Consider the following 19,547-nt stretch of genomic DNA (forward strand, 5'->3'; position numbering starts at 1 on the left):
TCTGTCTTTGTTCCACTGCCAAAATGATCCAGCAGCCGTCATCAGGCATGCATCCGTTTATACCGCCCTGCCTGGTTCCTGGCGGTTTCTATTGTCAGCGAATCTTTATCGCTCAGTGTTAATGCCCCTTCCTGACAGGCGATGACGCACCATGGACCCGCTTTATCCTCTGCACACATATCACAGGTCAGGGTCTGGCCCGTTTCAGGATGGACTTCCGGACTGCCCACCGGACAGATATAAACACAGGCGTGGCAACCGATACAGAGCGACACATTCGTTACAACCGATCCGTTTGATATCCGCATCCTGGCATTTACAGGGCAGACTTTAATGCAGGGTGCGTTTTCACATGCCATGCAGACTTCAGGGACATTCACTTCCTGGGGTTTGTATTGGTGGATTTTAATTCTGGAAAGATGGGGATTGAGCATGCCATGGATTCCATGGTGTTTTATTGCGCATGCCATCGTGCACAGATGGCATGCAGTGCATTTTGTTGGATCGATCCTTAATTGCTCGCGTTTTGTTTTCATATGGTAACTTTCCTCATAGAATAAAATCAATTCAGTGTTTTTGCATCATCCTGACCCATTTTTGCTCATTTTGGATCAATTTTAAAATTCATTATACAGAACTTAAATTGTCTTATTGTATACCCTCCATTTTTCATTTCGTCAAGCCAAAATTTTGTATAACATTCTTTTTTTTACCGATACACAATAAATTAAGCTATTATCACTATTCTATCGCATTACCAAGAAATTCACTATAGTGAACATTTGAAGCCAAAATAATTTCCCCACCCCGATCCCCTGCCGGAACAAGAAAAAACCGTTAAAACAGTTCCCGTCAACGTTCACAAAACCACCGCCTAGGCGGTTTCAAACAATTGGCGTGGTTCAGGCATCCGTTAAAAATGACCAATACATTTGACCCCGGCCGGAAAACCGACTAAGGTATCAAAATGATCATTAAAGAAACAGGAAAAATCAGTGATGGCCTCTACGTTATCGGTTCCCCGGCCGCACCGGTCTATCTTTTAGACGGCCCTGCACCGGTTATTTTTGATGGCGGGTTCACTGCCCTTTCCCTTCAGTATGAAACCGGGATCAAGGCCGTTTTGGGAACCCGCAAGCCTGAATATCTTTTTTTAACCCACTCCCACTTCGATCACGTCGGCGCTGTCAGCCATTTTAAGGCCATCTGGCCCGGGCTTCGAATCGGCGGGTCTGGAAGTTGCCGGGAAATCCTGTCAAAACAAAGCGCCATTCAATTGATAAAAAGATTAAGCTGTGAAGGCACCAGAAATTTTAAACGGATGAATGTCCATCCCCTTGATGAGACACCATTTAAACCCTTTGATTTTGATATCCTGATCACACCGGACCAGACAATCAAACTGTCTGACAACCTCACGGTAATGGCTGTTCATACACCCGGCCATACCTGGGATTTTATGAGTTATTGGGTGCCTGAAAAAAAAATCCTTATCGCCTCAGAAGCAGTGGCCATCTATGAGAATGATGGATACATACAACCCGAATTTTTAGTGGATTTCGATGCCTATCGCGACTCCTTAAAAAAAATTCAAACCCTGGATGCGACAGTCCTGTGCGCCGGCCACCATGCCGTTTTTACGAACAGCGATGTCATGGACCATATAACGGCTTCCCTTGAGGCTGCGCATACGTATCTTATGACCACAGAAAGGTTCCTTGTCCAGGAAAAAGGAGATATTGATCAAACGGTTTTCAGGGTCAAGGCTGCAGAATGGGATAACCGGTCCTGGCCGAAACAGCCTGAATCTGCCTACCTTTTAAACACCCGGCAACGGGTGAAAACAATATGGAAACGGATGAAGATAAACCCAGAAAAAGATATCACTGCAGATATCCATATCCGTGAATGACCCCCCTGGCAGGGCTAAAAATCCCATGAAAAAAGAAGGTTAATGGCCCCGGCATTCAATCCGGTATCGCCATCATCTCCCGTTTTAAACGGGTCGGAAAGATGTTCCACCGAATACCCCAGCCGTATATCCGGCCCATTTTTTCCATTTTCCCGGAAACTGTAATGGAACCCCAGGCTGCAGGTAACAATCGAATAAAAATTGGCACCAGACAAATCCGGCATGTTTCCCGAGTCAAACAGATAGGCAACCCCGCTGCCCAGCTTAAAATAGAGATATTTGTTATGGATATCCAATAACAATCGCCACTCCAGGGTATCGGTTTCATTAAAATTATCGGTTTTTATATACCCTGGCCCCAGTAAGGTTTCCAGGGATAGCCAGGGTTTGAGGTTTTTTCCTAAAAAATAACTGATATTATACCACTCGTATTCGTCCGCCGGATCCGGCCCGATATTGGTCCAGTTACTGCGCCCATAGAATCCGGTGATCCCCTGGTAATCCACCCATTCACAGGCTCGACAGGAACCGCAATCAATCAATACCATTCCCAATAGGATAACACCCAAAAGGGCAGAGGCTGCTGTCACTTTTTTTCGGATGGAAGTCTCCGGCCCCGGATCATTTTGGGAACCGTCTGCTGGCGGATAAACCGTTTTGAGCATCAAATACATGAAGTTGTTTCTCCATTAAAATTAAAGTTATCATACCCTTATACCCTTGCCCATAATATGGTTCAAGATTTTATAACTCAACTTTCGGAATTGGCCATTTCTGCCTGGGGTCAGGCTTTCTTTATGGCACTTTTTACCCGTATAGTCATGAAATAATGACAAAAAGTGCCATAAAGAAAGCCTGACCCCGTCCATTAAAGCTGAAGACCGAAAGTTGAGTTTTATAATTAATAAAATCGGTTAAAAAATACAAGGCGAATCAAAAAAACCCCCGCCATTTTCATCATCAAACTCACCTATGGCTGGAGAATGGTGAGGCTGGGGTTATTGACACTCTGGCCGGCCTGGGTCCGTAAGGGAAAAAGATCCTTCCCAGGATATGAATCCAATGATTGACAAAACAGCATGGATAATACTACTGTAACCCCCAAACAGTCTCAATAACACAACGTTCGGTCTTTCGCTTTGAAACTTGAGCTCAAAAAGATGAAAAGGGATGACACATGATTTCCTGGTATTTTTCCGCTTTAGCTGCCCTGGTGTTGATGGGAATTCAGCGTTTCTTTTATAAGGTTGCAGCAGAAAAAAAATATCCCACCGAATGGGTCACCTTTTCATTTATGGCCACTGTCACGGTGTTGAGCGCCGGGCTCTACTTTTACCAGCAGCGCCAGGAACCCGATATCGCTTACCTGTTGGCCGTATCCTTTGTCAACAGTGCCGCTTTTCTTGTGGCCACCGTGTCCCACATCGAAGCGCTCAAATATATCCCTGCAAACATTGCCTACAGCATCATCCGGCTAAACGTGGTCCTGGTGGCTGTTTTTTCCATTTTCTATTTCAAGGAACACATTTCCCTGTTCCAGGGGCTGGGACTGGTGGCGGCGGTTGCCGCCATGATCGCACTGACAACACAGATGGGAGCGGACACCACAAAACCAAAACAGCGGCGGCGGGGAACCGTGTTTATCTTACTGGCATTGCTGGGGGGGGCTACGGCAAGCGTTTCATCCAAATTTGCAGCCATGCACGGGGACAATCTGGCATTTATGGCCCTGTCCTATCTCATGGGAATGATCGGGTCTCTGGGCATCACCAGAGCCTTGTCCTATGATACGGCAAAGGAGAACCGGCTGCCGGCACTGGGCCTTGGCATTGTCATGGGCGGATTTAATTTTGCGGGATTTTATGCGTTTTTGTATGCCCTGGAACGGGGTCCCCTGTCGCTCATTGCCTCCATTGTGGGAATGCATTTCGTAATCGCCATTGTCCTGTCTGCCATTATTTACCGTGAAAAAATAAAACCGGTTGGATTCCTGGGAATTCTTCTGACGATCATGTCCATTATTTTGATTCGACTTTGATGACCCCATCCATTAAAGCTGAAGACCGAAAGTTGAGTAATTTTATTAAACCCTATTTTATATTTGAAGTCATGACAACCTTATGTTAATCAAAGCCTTAAGTAGAGTATCGTTTGCACCATACAAGATAAAAAATAATAATTGTTGAAATGACAATAAAAGACAATAAAAAATATTCCAGTCCATCTCACCTTGTGGAAGGCGGGTGTATTGCCTGCCATGACTGCGATTTTCTGCACCGTGTCATCCGTGTTCCCGGTGGTGGGAAAGCCCTTTGCAGTCGATGTGGTGCAGTTCTGTACCGCCATATTCCCCGTACCATTGAAAAGGCACTGGCATTGAACCTGGCCGCGCTCATGCTCCTCATCATGACCAATGTATTTCCCTTCATGTCCCTGAAACTGAGTGGCCGCATTGAAGAAACCCTTTTTATCTCAGGGGTTTTTGCACTTTACCGTCAGGGCATGGGCGAAGTGGCTGTTCTGGTGTTTCTGACAAGCATACTCTTTCCCTTCATGACCATCGCAGGGATGCTCTATCTTCTTTTTCCCATGACATTCGGATACCGGCCCTGGAAAACAGGCCGGGTTTATCGCATGGTCAAGGCCGTAACCCCCTGGAGCCTTACCGCAGTCTTTATGCTGGGGGTTCTGATTGCGTTTGTCAAATTGCTCGATCTTGCCACCATCATTCCAGGCATATCCCTGTATTCATTCCTGGGGCTCATGGTGGTTTTGACAGCGGCCCAGGCCAATCTGGATACGTGTGTGGTCTGGCCGCCAATGCAGTTTGCCCCTGGGGGAAAAAAATCCGGCGCCACTGCAGCAGAACAGGGCCTGATCGCCTGTCATACCTGTGCGCTTCTCGTTCCGGAAACCCACCTCAGCGGTTACGGGCAGAACGACTGTCCCCGGTGCGGGACCCCGCTGCACAGCCGTAAAATCAACAGCCTTAACCGAACCTGGGCCCTTATCGCTGCCGCGTCCCTGTTGTTTATCCCGGCCAACATCTACCCGGTGATGACGGTCATTCAGTTGGGCCGGGAATATCCGAATACCATTCTCAGCGGCGTGATTCATCTGATTGAAGGGGGGATGTGGATACTGGCCTTTATCATTTTTTTTGCCAGCATCATGGTCCCGGTCCTGAAACTGATCGTGTTGTCCTTTCTGTTGATTACCGTTAAAAAGAAATCCTTGTGGCGTTCCCGGGATCGAACCCTTCTCTTTCGTGTCACTGAAATCGTGGGTGCATGGTCCATGGTAGACATTTATGTTGTTGCCATTTTGACCGGATTGGTGAACTTCGGCACCCTGTCGACCATCCAGCCCGGTATAGGCGTTGCCTTTTTCGGCGCTGTGGTGGTCATGACACTTTTCGCAGCCCATAGCTTCGACCCCAGACTGATCTGGGATAATATGAAAGGGGTGAAATGAAGGAGTTGCATACAGAACCCGTCACACCGGCGACAGCACCGGTACCGGTTATTAAAAACAGGTCCTGGCCTTCTGTGGTGTGGTTGATCCCCTTGATCACTGCTCTTATCGGGGGGTGGCTCATCGTCAAGACAATTTCGGAAAAGGGCCCCCAAATCGAAATCACCTTTAAAACCGCCGAAGGAATCGAGGCCGGCAAGACCAAAATCAAGTACAAGGAAATTGAAATTGGCATGGTGGAATCGGTGCATTTCAGCAAAGATTTTTCCCATATCATTCTCAAGGCCGACATGGAAAAGGGGTCAGCCCCATTCCTTCGGCGGGGGACCCATTTCTGGGTGGTCAAGCCCCGCCTCAGCCTGCGGGGAGCAACCGGCCTGAACACCCTGCTGTCAGGGAGTTATATTGAAATCGAACCGGGTCAAGGGGCATTTCAGAAACACTTTGAAGGGCTTGATAAGCCACCCGTGGTCAAGGCAGATGTGGATGGAACAAAAATCATGATCCTTGCCGAGAAACTCAATTCCATCGACACAGGGTCTCCCATCTACTATCAGGGAATTCTGGCCGGTGAGATCCTCGGGTGGGAACTGGGGAACGATCGAAAAAGTATTTTCATCCATGCCTTTGTCAAGGCGCCCTATAACCGGCTTGTCAAAAGTAACACCCGTTTCTGGAATATCAGTGGAATGGATGTCTCCATCGGATCAGAGGGCATCAGTGTGCGAACGGAATCCCTCCAATCTCTTCTCTATGGCGGCATTGCGTTTGAGACCCCGGATACGCTGGAACAGGTGAAAGAAAACGTGGACGGGTTGGTGTTCACCCTCCATGACGATTACCAGAGCATCCAGGAAGAGTCGTTTATTAAAAAAATTACGTTTATTCTCTTCTTTGAGGGCTCTGTCCGGGGGCTTAGCGTCGGCGCACCGGTGGAGTTCAAAGGGATCAAGATCGGTATGGTAAAGGACGTTCGCCTGGAATTCAACGGGGACGATGCCTCCTTCAGGATTCCTGTTCTCATCGAGATAGAACCCGGGCGGGTCATCTCACAAAATGAAGGGGACAACGCAACGTTGTTTCAGACCTTAAACCTTCTGGTGGACCGGGGTCTGCGCGCCAGGTTGCAGACCGGCAGTTTACTGACCGGACAATTGTATGTTGATCTGGGCATGCATCCAGACACACCCGTCCGGATGGTAAATGCAGGCACACCCTACCCGGAATTGCCCACCATTCCGGCCAATCTGGAACAAATGACCACATCCGTGAAAAATATCCTTGCCAGGATGGAAAAGTTAAACATCGATAAAATTGGTTCAGAGCTCTTAAAGACCCTTCAAGGGGCAAATCAACTGATCAACAAACCCGAACTGGCCGACGCGGTGGAGGATTTCCAGGCATCATTGCAGTTGTTAAAAAATGTCCTTCATAAATTGGATCAACACGTGGAGCCGCTTACGATGAATTTGGAAACTGCCATTGGGGCCGGCCATGAAGCCCTTCAAAAAGCACAGGTCACATTGGGCCTGGTGGATGAAGTGCTCAAACCCGGATCTCCGCTTCAGTTCAGGTTTATTGAATTGACGTCGGAACTGGCTGAGATGGCCCGTTCCATACGTACCCTGGTGGATATGTTCGAACGCCATCCCAACGCCATTCTTTTCGGCAAGACTGTTCCAGGAGGAAAATAATGCGACAGCCATTTTTAAACCGCCAACGGGTTCTGGTTTTTGCCCTGATGCTTACGGGGAGCCTCTTATCCGGTTGTATCAAGGCCACCCCCATCCCCACCCGGTTCTATGTCCTGACCCCCATTGACCATGGGGGAAGCCTTGTCAGCAAAACAGAACAAAAAAAGCCCTTGTCCGTGGAAATTACGTCCCTTCGCCTACCCCAGTACCTGGAAAAGCCCCAGATCGTCACCCGGAGCAGCGAGAACCGCCTGGAACTGGCGGAATACCATCAGTGGGGGGGAAATCTCCGAAAAAATATGATTCGGGTTCTCGCCCAAAACCTTTCCCTGCTTCTGGCCACCTCTGATATCTCCATGGCCCCTTTTCGACCCCCGACCCCCCCCAATGTGGGTGTTGAACTGGAAGTGATGCAATTTGAAAGAAATGCCGGTGGCCAGGTGCGGCTTTCCGTTCAATGGCGTTTGCTAGATGGTAAAGACAACCAAACCCTGAAGATCCAAATGACAGATATTGTAAGCCCTGTGGTCCATACTGTAACGAATTTCGAGGACACGGTTTCTGTCATGAGCACCCTTTTGGGTGAATTAAGCCACATCATCAGCACTGAAATCTTACACCTTGCTGCCCAGGGTCCGGCCCCATGAAAGGGGCAGAATACAAATCCAGGACAGGGACAACGGTATTCAACAGACTGTTGACCCTGATGCTGTGTTTCTTTTCACTGGCTTCAGCCCCCTGCCTGGCAGACATCGGGACGGATAAGGCAATGACCGGCAGGGGTATCATGGATGAGGTTTTCAACCGCCACGAACTGTTTCCCTACGCCTACGAAGAACAGACCATTATTTTGACAGACAATGCGGATTACCAGGATGTCAGGAAGGTTCGACGCTTCTCAAGGATAGAACGAGACAACACCCTCAAATATCTGTTGATCTTTGATTACCCGGCCGAGATCCGGGGGGTTGCGTTGCGCGTGATTCGTCAACACAAGGGGCCTGTAACCTGCGGGATTTATCTGCCCGCTGTTGGAGAAGAGTTCAATGCCAACGAAGGATATGGCCGAGGCAGCCATGTGTTGGGAACTGATTTTGCCTTAGAAGATCTGACGGAATTATTATCAGATTTTCAGTATGTCCGGATGCCGGATCAAACCATGGCCAAAATTGTCTATTTTGTTGTTGACGCCTTTCCCCGGAAGGATACCATCAAACTCAACAAGGTCAGCTATAAGCACCGCCACTTTATTCGACAAGACAATTTTTTCATTATCCGCACCGATTATTTCGACTACCACGGGCATTTTTTCAAACGCCTGACCCGACATGATCTAAAAAATGTGAGCGGAAATATGTGGCGCGCCAATATGATCCTCATGGACAACCAGAGGGAGCAGCACAAAACCTTGATAAAAATCGACCGACGAATTTTTTCCCAGGATTATGTGCCTCCGGAAATATTCACCACGGCCTGGCTCCAGGCGAACAAACACATCCAGGGCACAACAGATCATCTTTCCCGGGAAATATTGAGATTTTCCAGGGAATATCAAGGGAATACAACCGATGACACAATAGGGGATTGATCATGTTTTTCCGATTTTTCATGCTGGGTGCGAATCACCGCTTTATCACGTTTCTATTTCTGGTGCTCATCACTGTTCTTACGGGGTTAGGTCTGCCCCGTCTCCAGGTGAACACCAGCTTTCAAAACCTGATACCGGATACACATCCGGACAAACCAATCTATGACCGCATTGCCCTGGAATTCGGTTCAGACAACCACACCATCGTATACGTAAGGGATGAAAATCTCTGGTCTGAAGAAAAAGTGGCCGCCCTGGGCGAACTGCATCACGCCCTTGAGGGACTCGATTTTGTCAATCAGGTGGAAGACCTGTTCACGTTACGGAGTATCCGGGGGTCTGAGGGGAAAATCAATTCACGGGTCATTTTGACCCAGACCCCCAAAGATCAGGCCGCCATTGATCAGGCCCGGGCGGATGCACTGTATAATCCCCTCATTGTTGGTAACATCCTCTCCCGGGACGGGACAGTGACAGCATTGCTGGTTTCCCTGCACCAAAACGACATCGATAAACGATCCGACCGTCAGATAAACCAGGCACTGGAACAGGCCATCACTCCCGCCCGGAACGTTTTCCAGGCGGTTTTTCAAGTGGGTCCACCCCGGATACACGCGGAGCTCAAAGCCATTCTCCTGGATGATCTCAAGCTACTGGCACCCTTGTCGGCAATGGTCCTGGTCGTTGCGATTCTCTTCTTCCTTCGCAGTGGACTTGCCGCACTGGTGCCGCTGCTTACGTCAGGCCTGAGCATCCTTTGGACGTTCGGGATGATGGGATGGACAAACATTCCCCTTAACATTCTAAGCGCCATGTTACCCTCCCTCATCGTGGTCATCGGATCAACCGAGGACACCCACATGATATCCGCTTATTTTCAGGGGGTCTCCCAGGCGGATAAGAACCACCGCAGATTTGCCACCCAGTTTATGATGAAACATCTTGGTGTACCGATTCTGCTTACCGTCCTCACCACTGCTCTGGGATTTGCGAGCAACACCTTCAGCAGCATGCGGATTATTCAAACCTTTGCCGTGGCATCAACGTTTGCCATACTGGCAAACGGTGTGATAACGTTCCTGTTTGTCCCCATGAGCCTGTCCCTTATAGGCCCCACCCGCACCCGGATTTTCCGGAACAAGGATCAGGTGGTCGGTCTGCCGGGGATGTTCGTTCGATTGTTCGGGTTTAGCAAACGCTGCTTCCCCCGGTCTATTTTACTCGCAACGGCAATCCTTTGCGCTTTTTTTGTTTACCAATGCGCCAAGCTGTACGTCACCAATGACCCCTTGTCCTATTTCCAGAAGGACCAGCCCCTGGTTCAGGACACCCAGCGAATCCACAGGGACCTCGCCGGCATGAAGACCTTTTTTATCACCCTGGCATCTGACAAGGAAAAGGCCTTTCAAGAGCCCAGGAACCTTGAACGGCTGGTCACCATCCAGACCTTTCTGAAAAAACAGGAAATCTTCGATGGCAGTATCTCCCTGGCCGATCATCTGTCCCTTGTCAACCGTGAATTTCACAGGGGTGACCCCACCTACTTCAAAATTCCAGACCGGCGTAACCTGGTGGCCCAATACCTGATGTTTTTTCACCGCCGGGACCTGGAAAGATACGTGAGCCATGATTTTCGCCGGGCAACCATTGTCGTTCGTCACAATGTCAGCGATTCCAGCATTCTGAATCAATATATCCGTGAACTCAAGGAAGTGGTGGCAACCGCTGCCGGGGAACAAATGACGGCATACGTTGTCGGTGAAAACCTGATGATCAACGCGGCCGCCGAAAATCTCATGATTGCCCAGGTCAAATCCCTGGGCATTCTGCTCTGCGTTATTTTCTTGATCACTTCCATCATGTTTACCTCTTTCAAAGGCGGAATCATTTCCCTTATCCCCAACCTGATCCCGATTATTCTCATGTTCGGCACAATGGGGCTTTTAAAAATCCCCCTGAATCCGGGAACTGCCATGGTAGCGGTTATTGCCATTGGCATTGCGGTTGACGGGACCCTCCACCTGTTCTTCCGCTACAATGAATTGTGCCGGCGGACCTCGGATTACGAAGGGGCAGTGTATACCGCGGTTCAAGAAGAGGCCACCCCCATGGTCACCACCAGCCTGTCTCTGGCATTGGGATTCGGTATCCTTCTTTTTTCCAATTTCACTATCATAGCCCAGTTTGGTGCCTTATCAGCTGCCACCATGCTTTTTTCTCTCTTTGCCAACCTGTTGATCACCCCCCTCATCATGTCACGGGTTCGTCTGGTGGGGATTTATCAGATCTTAACGTTGAAGCTGCACAAGGCGATCCTTGAAACGAGCCCGCTGTTTCAGGGCATGACCAACTACCAGATCCGTAAGGCGATTCTGATATCTGAATTGAACGAATTCGAACCGGGGGAGGTGCTGATCCAGCAGGGGACTGTCGGCCGGAGCATGTATCTTATCCTGTCCGGCAAGGTTGATGTCGTCAGGCAGACAGAGGGCATAAAAAAAAGCGTTGCAACCCTGACCCCAGGCCAGGTGTTTGGAGAAATCGGTTACATCAAAGAAATCCAGCGAACGGCCGATGTCCGGGCATTGACCCATGTGGAGATGCTGAGATTCGATTACCGGAAACTTGAAAAAGACCTGAAATTTTTCCCCTACATCGTGGCCAAGCTCAACTTTAATATCAGCTGCATCCTGGGAGAACGACTGGCCGATGCGTATGATGTGATGGACAAACACCCCCCCCTATTGGATAAATAAAATGGCTGAAAAACTCACCTATAAAGAATTGGTGCAACGGGTTGAGGCATTGGAACAACAACTCTTTGTCCTCAATCAAAAAGAAGTCTCCTTAAGGGAATCAGAAAGAAAAATCGCCAAGAACAATGAGGCCATCCTCAGGATCAGTATGGCCCTGCCGGAATATCCCGACCTGGAGGATCTCCTGGACTATATCAGCAGTGAGATCAAACGGCTGTTAGATGCCCAGGGTGCCCTTGTCATATTATTGGATGAAGAAAAAAAAACATTCTTTTTTCTAGGGGCCGCCTATGATGATACGGCCACAAAAAAGCGGGTAAAAAGAATCCGGTTTCCCATCAAAGACCTGGCCTCGGGCAATGTGATCAAGACGGGTGAACCGATTATCGTGAATGACAGCTCCAGGGATGTGGATCTATACCCGGAAAGGGACAAGAAATTCGGGTTTCATTTCCGAAACTACGTGTTGGTGCCGTTAAAAAGCAGTGATCGCATGATAGGGGTTTTGGCAGCCTTTAATAAAACCAGGGGAGGCTTTGAACAATCCGATGTTGAATTGTTGGGAATGATCGCAGGAACAGTCTCTCTTTCCATTGAAAACGCCCGTTTCTCTGAAGAGTTAAAAACAGCCTACAGAGAATTGACAAGTCTGGATCGGGCAAAAGACAAGGCCATCAATCATCTGTCCCATGAATTGAAAACCCCCGTCTCTATCTTCAGTGGGACATTGAGTGTCCTGGCAAAAAAACTGGAAGCCCTGCCTGAAAAAACCTGGAAACAGAGCATGAACAGAGCCCAACGGAATTTAGGCCGTGTTCGGCAAATTCAGGACGAAGTCAATGACATCATACAGGGAAAACAAGACAAAACCTATCATTTTTTTTCCTTTATCGTGGATCAATGTTCCGACCTGCTGTCCACCATCATTGAAGATGAAATGGGGGAGACCCCGGTGATTGAAATTGTCAGGAACCGCATCAAAGAGATATTCGACACCCGGGAGATGGTTCCGGAGAAAATCCTTCTGGATGACTATGTCAAAGAAAGACTTGAGACGCTGGCACCCTTGTTTATTCACCGTCAGGTGGAAATCAATCCCCATCTTCACTCGACCCTTTCCCTGTATATCCCAAAGGACCCGTTGCAAAAAATCGTTGACGGGTTAATCCGGAACGCCGTTGAAAACACCCCTGACCATGGGAAGATAGACGTCATCGTCCGGAACCATGAGGAAGAGGGGGTGGAACTGGTGGTGATGGATTATGGTGTCGGCATCACACCCGACCATCAAAAAAGAATTTTTGAAGGCTTTTTCACAACCCAGGACACAGCAAACTATTCGTCCAAAAACCCTTTTGATTTTAATGCCGGGGGCAGAGGGGCAGACCTGCTGCGCATGAAAATATTTTCAGAAAGGTATCATTTTAAAATCCATATGACCTCTAGCCGGTGCCGATTTATCCCGGATAAAAAGGACCTCTGCCCGGGGGATATCCATGCATGCCCCTTCTGTAAAAACAAAGAAGCGTGTCATCATTCAGGCGGGTCCAGTTTTTCATTGATTTTCCCGGCCATCAGTTGAATAGATCCCATTGGCGTGGTATAGGATAACCTTTGCCGGAATCATTAGTTTAAAGGACTCAACTTTCGGACGTTCGCCTAAATGACCAACTCCGAAACTTGAGTTAAAGGACGCTCTTGAACAGGTTTAAGCTAAAATATTTGTTTTTTGACAAACGGGACCATGACCTGATCCGGATTGTCAATTCTGTTTACGATGCCAAAAAAACCCTGGGCTATACACGAAAACTGTATTATCCCTTTTTCCATCCCCTGGGGATAAAAGAACTGGCTGAATCCAAAGGCCTTCGGACAGCCTATGCCATTGTCAATCTGCTTGAATCAATGGAACGGGGGGAAATACAAAATCGCCTCCAGGCGCTCCAGGCCTTAAAAGATGAAATCCTCAACACGGCTGATGGGCCCATGCCTAAAAATACGGCCAGGATTCTTCTCCAGATCATGAAAGAACTGGTCAGGGCAAAAGGAGAGTATTCGCTTCAGCTTCAACTGGCGCATAATTTCCGTATGGCAGCCTTTGGTAAACCCAGGGTGATCAGAAAACTGCTGAAGCACTATCATCTGCTGGAAATGCCCGAAGAATGGAATCAGATCACCTTTGACGACCATGTTCACGATGTCAATACCTCGGGCCGGAAATCCCCCACACATCTTATCATGGATGCATGGATAAAGGGGATCCGGCGGTTAAGGGTGATCTATTATCATTGTATTGAGCCCCGGTTTGCAGCTGAACTGATCGAAGCCGCCAGGATCATGGAAATTGACCTTCGAATCGGCATTGAATTCTGGGCCAGATTCCGGGATCGGTTCATCTCCTTGATCTGGGTATCCCGGGGGCTGCCGGATGCTGAAGCGTTCCTGTGTTTCCTTGCTGATCCCACTGTGGGAACCTTTATGGAACAGGGAAAGGCTGTTCTCAAATTTCAGGAAAAATATGTATTGCGCCTCCTGGCGATTTTCAATGGACAGTATCTGGATGATATATGCCAAACCCTGGATATTGAAATGAAACGGCTCTGTCCTGAAGCATTTTTACGGTTTGCATCTCCTGGATTACCTTCTGTCCCGCACCTTGGCGAATATATCCATGGTTTAGCCGTCAAGGCAATGAAACATCGAATTGAACAACTGAATCAGACATTCAGCGTTGCTGATGCTACGGAACAGCAGAGAATAACAACTCTGGTTGAAAAAATGGATCAGTTTAGTACAAAGGATGTGATTGATCAATATTTAAGCCCCTCACAATATCCTGAGATACCGCATCCTTTTGCGATCAATGATGATCCCGATGTTCCTGACAGACTCAAATTGAATTTTAAAGACCTGCTTTTAAAAATTGAGCAGCTGCATTGCGATTTCAGGATTACGCTTAAACTGACCAACCTGAAACCCGAAGATGTTCTTGAAATTCTTTATGAGGGAAACGGGTTGATCACCCGGCTTGAAATTATCAATTTAAAAGAGTTTATTTCCGGAGAAACCCGCCTTATTTTTTCCGTCAACGCGCTTCAGGAAGCCGTTAATGTCGGAAGTTTATTAAAATTAAAACGGGTGGTCCGGCACATCATTTTATCCGTAGAACAGTCCGGATATGCAGACAAACCGGATCGGTTGAAAAAACTGGTGAATATCCTCCACGATATTGATGCCCTGAAAAACATGTACACGGTCCAGCCGCTCAAATCAAGGATAGGGAGTGATTCCACCGGGAAATCACACCAGGCGTATGGCATGGGGTTTGGTATTATCAACACCCTGTCCTATGGGGCCATCAAAGAAATCAAGAAAAATATCAGTGACCGGTTAATCCTTCCTGTTAATATGAATGTGAGTCAGCGGATCACCACCTTTTCAGAAAATGATATAAAACCGGTCTTCAGATACCTCATGAAAGCGTTAAGATGGTTGCCCGGCATTGACCTGCTCACGCCGGTAAAAAAGAAGGAATGGGTGTTTGAGTCCTTTTTCCTGAACATGAAAAGAAAGGGCAATATTGTTACGCTGGGGGGAACCCAGAAGGAAGGCAGAAATAATCTGGGACTTGAAATGCCGGATGCCCAGAAAAACCGTACGGCAAATTCATGGAAAAATCTCAATACAAAACTGAAAAACTGCATCAAAATATTCATCGGGTTTGTCCCGGCATTTATCTGTTTTTCCCTCACCAAAGACTGGTGGTTTCTGGCCTATTTTGGTGCCTTTATCTGGTTTGGCATCACTGGTTTCAGGGTCATTTTAGAGTCGGTTCTCGGGGGCGGCGGTATCAAGAGATCCTCCCTGCTCAAATGGAATGATTATATCAGTTGGGAACGATTGACAGACGCGTTATTATATACCGGCTTTTCTGTGCCGCTCCTGGATTATGTGATTAAAACCCTTCTCCTGGATAAAACCCTTGGCATCAATATGACGACCAGCCCCCTGACCCTGTATTCGGTCATGGCCCTTGCCAACGGGATTTATCTATCCTCTCACAATGCCTTTCGAGGTCTCCCCAAAGGGATGATAACGGGTAATTTTTTCCGGAGTATCCTCTCCATTCCGGTTGCCATTCTTTTCAACACCTTGATTGGCGGGATATTAAGTTTTTTCAATATTCCAGGGATTGATGCGGTGCTTCAAAAATGGGCGGCCATCATTTCAAAAGCTGCTTCCGATACCGTGGCAGGACTCATTGAGGGCACCGTAGACCGGTTCCATAATCTGGATCTTCGAAAAAGAGATATCCGAAAGAAACTTTCAGATCTGTTTAAAATCTACACCCGGCTGGAACTTCTTTTTCCTGAAACCGAAGAACTCAAGATTCTTGAAAACCCCAAACTCCTTTTTAGAAACAGGAACTCTGAAGTAAAAGATCTGGCTGTGATGCTCATTATCAATTCCCTTGACCTGTTCTATTTCTGGATGTACCTGCCAAGGGCAAGAATGACCATGCTGGACATGGTATCTCGACTGACGCCGGAAGAAAAAACCATTTTCCTGCAATCCCAGAAAATGCTAAAACAGGAACAGCATATCAGCAGGCTGTTTGTGAACGGGATTCTCGGGAAAAATTTTTCCCGGCCCTTATCTTTTTACCTGACCACCTATCAAGCCTATTTATCCGGTATCGAAAAAATACATCAGATGAACACTCCCTATTCAAAGGAGGGATAGAAATAATGATATCAAGAAGACAACTCTTATATTATTCTGCTTTGATGTCTTTGGGGTCTCTTGTAAAACCCCTTAATGGATTTGTAACTGCAGATAAACGAAAGACAGCGTCTCAATTCCCATTGACGCTGGCAATACTTAAGACCGCCTACGGCTCAGAACTGACAGCCGCTCATCATTATAACGGGTACTGCCAAAAAGCCCTTGCCCAGACCTATCCGAATATTGCCTATCTTTTTTCTGCCTTATCTGTTTCTGAAAAAATCCATGCTGACAACTTCCACACATTAATCCTGTCATTAGGGTCAGCCGTAGAAGCCGAAAACAGTCCCGTTTCCATCAGTGACACCAAGGCAAATCTGAATATGGCCGCAACAAAAGAACTGGAAAAAATAACCAAATTTTATCCGGACATTTTGAAAGACCTGTCCTCTGAATCACATGATCAAGCCGTAATCAATTGCATGTATTCCTGGAAATCCCATCAGCAGCACAAGCAAATGATACTGGATATCAAAAAATATTCCGGGATATTTTTCAATCCCCTGGCCAAAAAGATTGAAAGCATGAATCCCGAGTATTATGTGTGCAACATTTGTGGTGCAACAAGGGATGAAGAGCCAAAAAACCCTTGTGACATCTGTAATCGTCCCTTGTATCATTACCAGAAACTTGAAAGGCCCCGTATGCTATGAACACCCCATTTCAGCCTCCGGAGACCGGCATCACAGAACAGGAAAGTGGCGACACGGTAAACAGCGGGAAGCTGGGCACTTTTGCCGGCGTTTTTACCCCCAGTGTGCTTACGATTCTGGGCATTATTTTATTTCTGCGCCTGGGATATGTGGTGGGCAGTGCCGGCCTGGCTCAGGCACTGATCATCATTGCCCTGGCCAATACCATTTCAATACTGACCAGCATCAGCCTGTCTGCCGTGGCCACGAATCTCAAGGTCAAAGGGGGGGGGGACTATTACCTGATTTCCCGGACCCTGGGGATGGAATTCGGGGGATCCATCGGCCTTGTGCTGTTCCTGGCTCAATCTGTTTCTATTGCTTTTTATTGCATTGGGTTTGCCGAAGCAGTGGCGGCTTTTTCTCCGGAGTCCACGGCACTGACCACCCGCTTGATTGCATTGGGTGCGGTTTCCTTCCTGTTTGTGTTTGCCTGGCTGGGCTCAGACTGGGCCACCAAATTTCAATTTATTGTCATGGCCCTGCTGGTGGCCGCCCTGGCATCGTTCTGCTGGGGTGGTTTCATTCACTGGGACTCCGCATTGCTGTCAGCGAACTGGATCAATGACGAAAACTCGGTTCCTTTCTGGATTCTGTTTGCTATTTTCTTTCCAGCCGTTACCGGATTCACCCAGGGGGTCAGCATGTCCGGGGATCTGGCAGATCCGGGCAAAAGTCTTCCCCGGGGGACCTTTCTTGCCGTAGGGGTTTCCATCATCGTCTATTTTGCCTCCGCCCTGATCTTTTCCGCTGCCCTGCCCAATGCGGAACTTGCCGCCAATTATGGCGCCATGAAGTCTGTTGCCAGATTTGGGTTTCTCATTGATGCCGGTGTCGTGGCCGCCACCCTGTCGTCGGCCATGGCCTCTTTTATGGGCGCCCCGCGAATTCTCCAGTCTCTTTCCGCTGACCGGGTATTCTCTTTGCTGAATCCGTTTGCCAAAGGATATGGTCCTTCCAACAATCCAAGGCGCGGTGTTTTGCTTTCTGCGGCCATTGCCGTTGCCGTCATTGCCCTGGGTCAACTGAATCTGGTGGCCCGGGTGGTATCCATGTTTTTTCTGATCTCCTATGGATTACTCAATTATGCGACTTTTTTCGAAGCCCGAACTGCCAGCCCGTCGTTTCGACCCCGGTTTAAATGGTTTTCCCCCCACTTGAGCCTGGCCGGATGCCTGATTTGCGCCGCTGTCATGCTGGCCATTGATCCCCGGAGCGGGGCCGCCGCCATTGCCGTGTTATTTGCCATCCATCAATACCTCAAACGCACGGCCGGACCCGCCCGATGGGCGGACAGCTCCCGGGCCTATCACCTGCAGCAGGCGAGGAACCATCTGCTGACGGCAGACAAGGACCCGGCCCACGACAGGGATTGGCGACCCCGTCTCTTGATTTTCGATCATGGGAAGAACCGGCGTGACGCGTTGCTCACCTTTTCTTCATGGATTGAAGGCGGTTCAGGATTCGCCATTGCCCTGCAAGTGGCTGAAGGGAAAGGACCCATGGCCAGAAAACAGGGCAAAGAGATGCAAAAAGAACTGGCATCATTTATCATGGACAGGGAATTGCCGATTTACCCCCTCACCGTATGCGCCCCGGATTTTTCCGATGCATTGGGTGTCCTGATCCAGGGCACGGGCTTTGGCCCCATCATGCCGAATACCGCAGTTCTCAACTGGTTCGGAACCCCTGGTGATACCATTCCCAGCAGTAACCGGTACCAGTATATTCAGCATTTAAGGACGATATTTCGATTTGGGTGTAATATTGTTGTGCTGCATACAGACACGGATACCTGGAACCGCGTCCAGCAGCCTTCAAGTGAAGACCGCCACATCGATGTCTGGTGGCAAAACGATGCCACCAGCCGGCTGATGCTGCTCTTTGCCTATTTAATGACCCGGAAAGACCCGTGGCAAGAGGCCACCATTCGTGTTCTGACCCAGGGAACCGGGGACAATCTTGAGGATGAAAAAAAGACCTTGAGCTCCCTTCTTGAAGATGTGCGTATTGAAGCCGAGGCCATTATCGTTCCGTCGTTTGAACCGAAAATTGTTGCAGAAAATTCTAAAACCGCCGGCATCGTCTTTTTGCCGTTCACACTCAAAGCCAACCAATTAATGGGCCCTTCGGGAAAATCATTTGATCTTGCCTTCCCCCGATTACCTGTCTGCGCGCTGGTCCTCGCTGCCGAGGACATTGACCTGGATTCCGAACCCGAAGAAGGGGCAACCGCTATGATCGCAGCAGCTTCAGATGCCCTGGAAGCTGCCAGGAAAAAAGCAGAACGCGCTGAACAAGACGTCGCCACGGCCCGGGAAACAGTCGAAACCCTCCATCAAAAGCTTGCCAGACTTGAGAAGGGAGTGTCCAAGGCAATCCCGTTAGACACGCATAAAGAATTACAGCAACGAGTGGACACGGCAGAAGCAGATGCACAAAAAGCCTTTCGCCGGGCCGCCAAAGCCAAAGCAAAAGTAGAAGATGCTGAAAAAACAGCTGAAGCGGTTATCGACACGACGGAATCGAAGAAACCACCAGAAGTATAGTCCTTTTTCCATAAGAAGCGGGAAAATGAACCTCTTTGATAATTGTTTTTAAAATTTGTTTCAAGCAGGTATTATACCTTAATGAATGATAGGTGCC

At 48.4% G+C, this 19,547-nt stretch carries 13 protein-coding genes; 11 read left to right on the top strand and 2 right to left on the bottom strand.

The genetic code is table 11. The features are described 5' to 3' along the window. Positions 1-41: 41 nt before the first annotated feature. Positions 42-536 carry a 4Fe-4S dicluster domain-containing protein gene (locus Q1Q15_RS01215; protein ID WP_300455480.1) on the bottom strand — a complete coding sequence of 165 codons (495 nt, stop codon included), beginning with the start codon at positions 534-536 and terminating at the stop codon, positions 42-44. A gap of 431 nt (positions 537-967) precedes the next feature. Between Q1Q15_RS01215 and Q1Q15_RS01220 the strand changes: the two genes are divergently transcribed. Then, positions 968-1,912: an MBL fold metallo-hydrolase gene (locus Q1Q15_RS01220; RefSeq protein WP_300455483.1), complete on the top strand. Its 945-nt coding sequence runs from the start codon at positions 968-970 to the stop codon at positions 1,910-1,912. Between the two features lie 14 nt (positions 1,913-1,926). On the opposite strand, the gene Q1Q15_RS01225 is transcribed toward Q1Q15_RS01220, so the two are convergent. Further along, a complete protein-coding gene (locus Q1Q15_RS01225) occupies positions 1,927-2,586 on the bottom strand; it encodes a hypothetical protein (RefSeq protein ID WP_300455486.1) in 660 nt (219 codons plus the stop codon). Between the two features lie 503 nt (positions 2,587-3,089). On the opposite strand from Q1Q15_RS01225, the gene Q1Q15_RS01230 reads away from it, so the two are divergent. From Q1Q15_RS01230 to Q1Q15_RS01275, 10 genes are all read left to right on the top strand, one after another. Next, positions 3,090-3,950, top strand: coding sequence for a DMT family transporter (locus tag Q1Q15_RS01230; RefSeq protein ID WP_300455489.1), 861 nt, complete (start codon positions 3,090-3,092; stop codon positions 3,948-3,950). A 149-nt stretch (positions 3,951-4,099) separates the two neighbouring features. Beyond that, a complete protein-coding gene (locus Q1Q15_RS01235) occupies positions 4,100-5,386 on the top strand; it encodes a paraquat-inducible protein A (RefSeq protein ID WP_300455492.1) in 1,287 nt (428 codons plus the stop codon). Further along, positions 5,383-7,080, top strand: a complete 1,698-nt coding sequence (locus Q1Q15_RS01240) for an MlaD family protein (protein WP_300455495.1) — start codon at positions 5,383-5,385, stop codon at positions 7,078-7,080. The genes Q1Q15_RS01235 and Q1Q15_RS01240 overlap by 4 nt, the downstream gene beginning before the upstream one ends. Next, on the top strand, positions 7,080-7,727 hold the full coding sequence (locus Q1Q15_RS01245) for a PqiC family protein (protein WP_300455498.1): 648 nt from the start codon (positions 7,080-7,082) through the stop codon (positions 7,725-7,727). The genes Q1Q15_RS01240 and Q1Q15_RS01245 overlap by 1 nt, the downstream gene beginning before the upstream one ends. Then, positions 7,724-8,668 carry an outer membrane lipoprotein-sorting protein gene (locus Q1Q15_RS01250; RefSeq protein ID WP_300455501.1) on the top strand — a complete coding sequence of 315 codons (945 nt, stop codon included), beginning with the start codon at positions 7,724-7,726 and terminating at the stop codon, positions 8,666-8,668. Before Q1Q15_RS01245 ends, Q1Q15_RS01250 begins: the two co-directional genes overlap by 4 nt. Positions 8,669-8,670: 2 nt before the next feature. After that, the gene (locus Q1Q15_RS01255; RefSeq protein WP_300455504.1) at positions 8,671-11,424 is read left to right on the top strand and encodes an MMPL family transporter; all 2,754 of its coding nucleotides are present in this window, start codon (positions 8,671-8,673) and stop codon (positions 11,422-11,424) included. Between the two features lies 1 nt (position 11,425). Then, positions 11,426-13,006, top strand: a complete 1,581-nt coding sequence (locus tag Q1Q15_RS01260; RefSeq protein WP_300455507.1) for a GAF domain-containing sensor histidine kinase — start codon at positions 11,426-11,428, stop codon at positions 13,004-13,006. 116 nt (positions 13,007-13,122) lie between these two features. After that, on the top strand, positions 13,123-16,167 hold the full coding sequence (locus Q1Q15_RS01265) for a hypothetical protein (protein ID WP_300455510.1): 3,045 nt from the start codon (positions 13,123-13,125) through the stop codon (positions 16,165-16,167). Positions 16,168-16,172: 5 nt separating this feature from the next. Next, positions 16,173-16,862 (top strand): ferritin family protein, encoded by a 690-nt coding sequence (locus Q1Q15_RS01270; RefSeq protein WP_300455513.1) that lies wholly within the window; start codon positions 16,173-16,175, stop codon positions 16,860-16,862. After that, a complete protein-coding gene (locus Q1Q15_RS01275; protein ID WP_300455516.1) occupies positions 16,859-19,450 on the top strand; it encodes an amino acid permease in 2,592 nt (863 codons plus the stop codon). The genes Q1Q15_RS01270 and Q1Q15_RS01275 overlap by 4 nt, the downstream gene beginning before the upstream one ends. The last annotated feature ends 97 nt before the right edge of the window (positions 19,451-19,547 follow it).

The organism is Desulfobacula sp. (assembly GCF_030145145.1).
In the GTDB taxonomy this organism is placed as follows: Bacteria; Desulfobacterota; Desulfobacteria; order Desulfobacterales; family Desulfobacteraceae; genus Desulfobacula.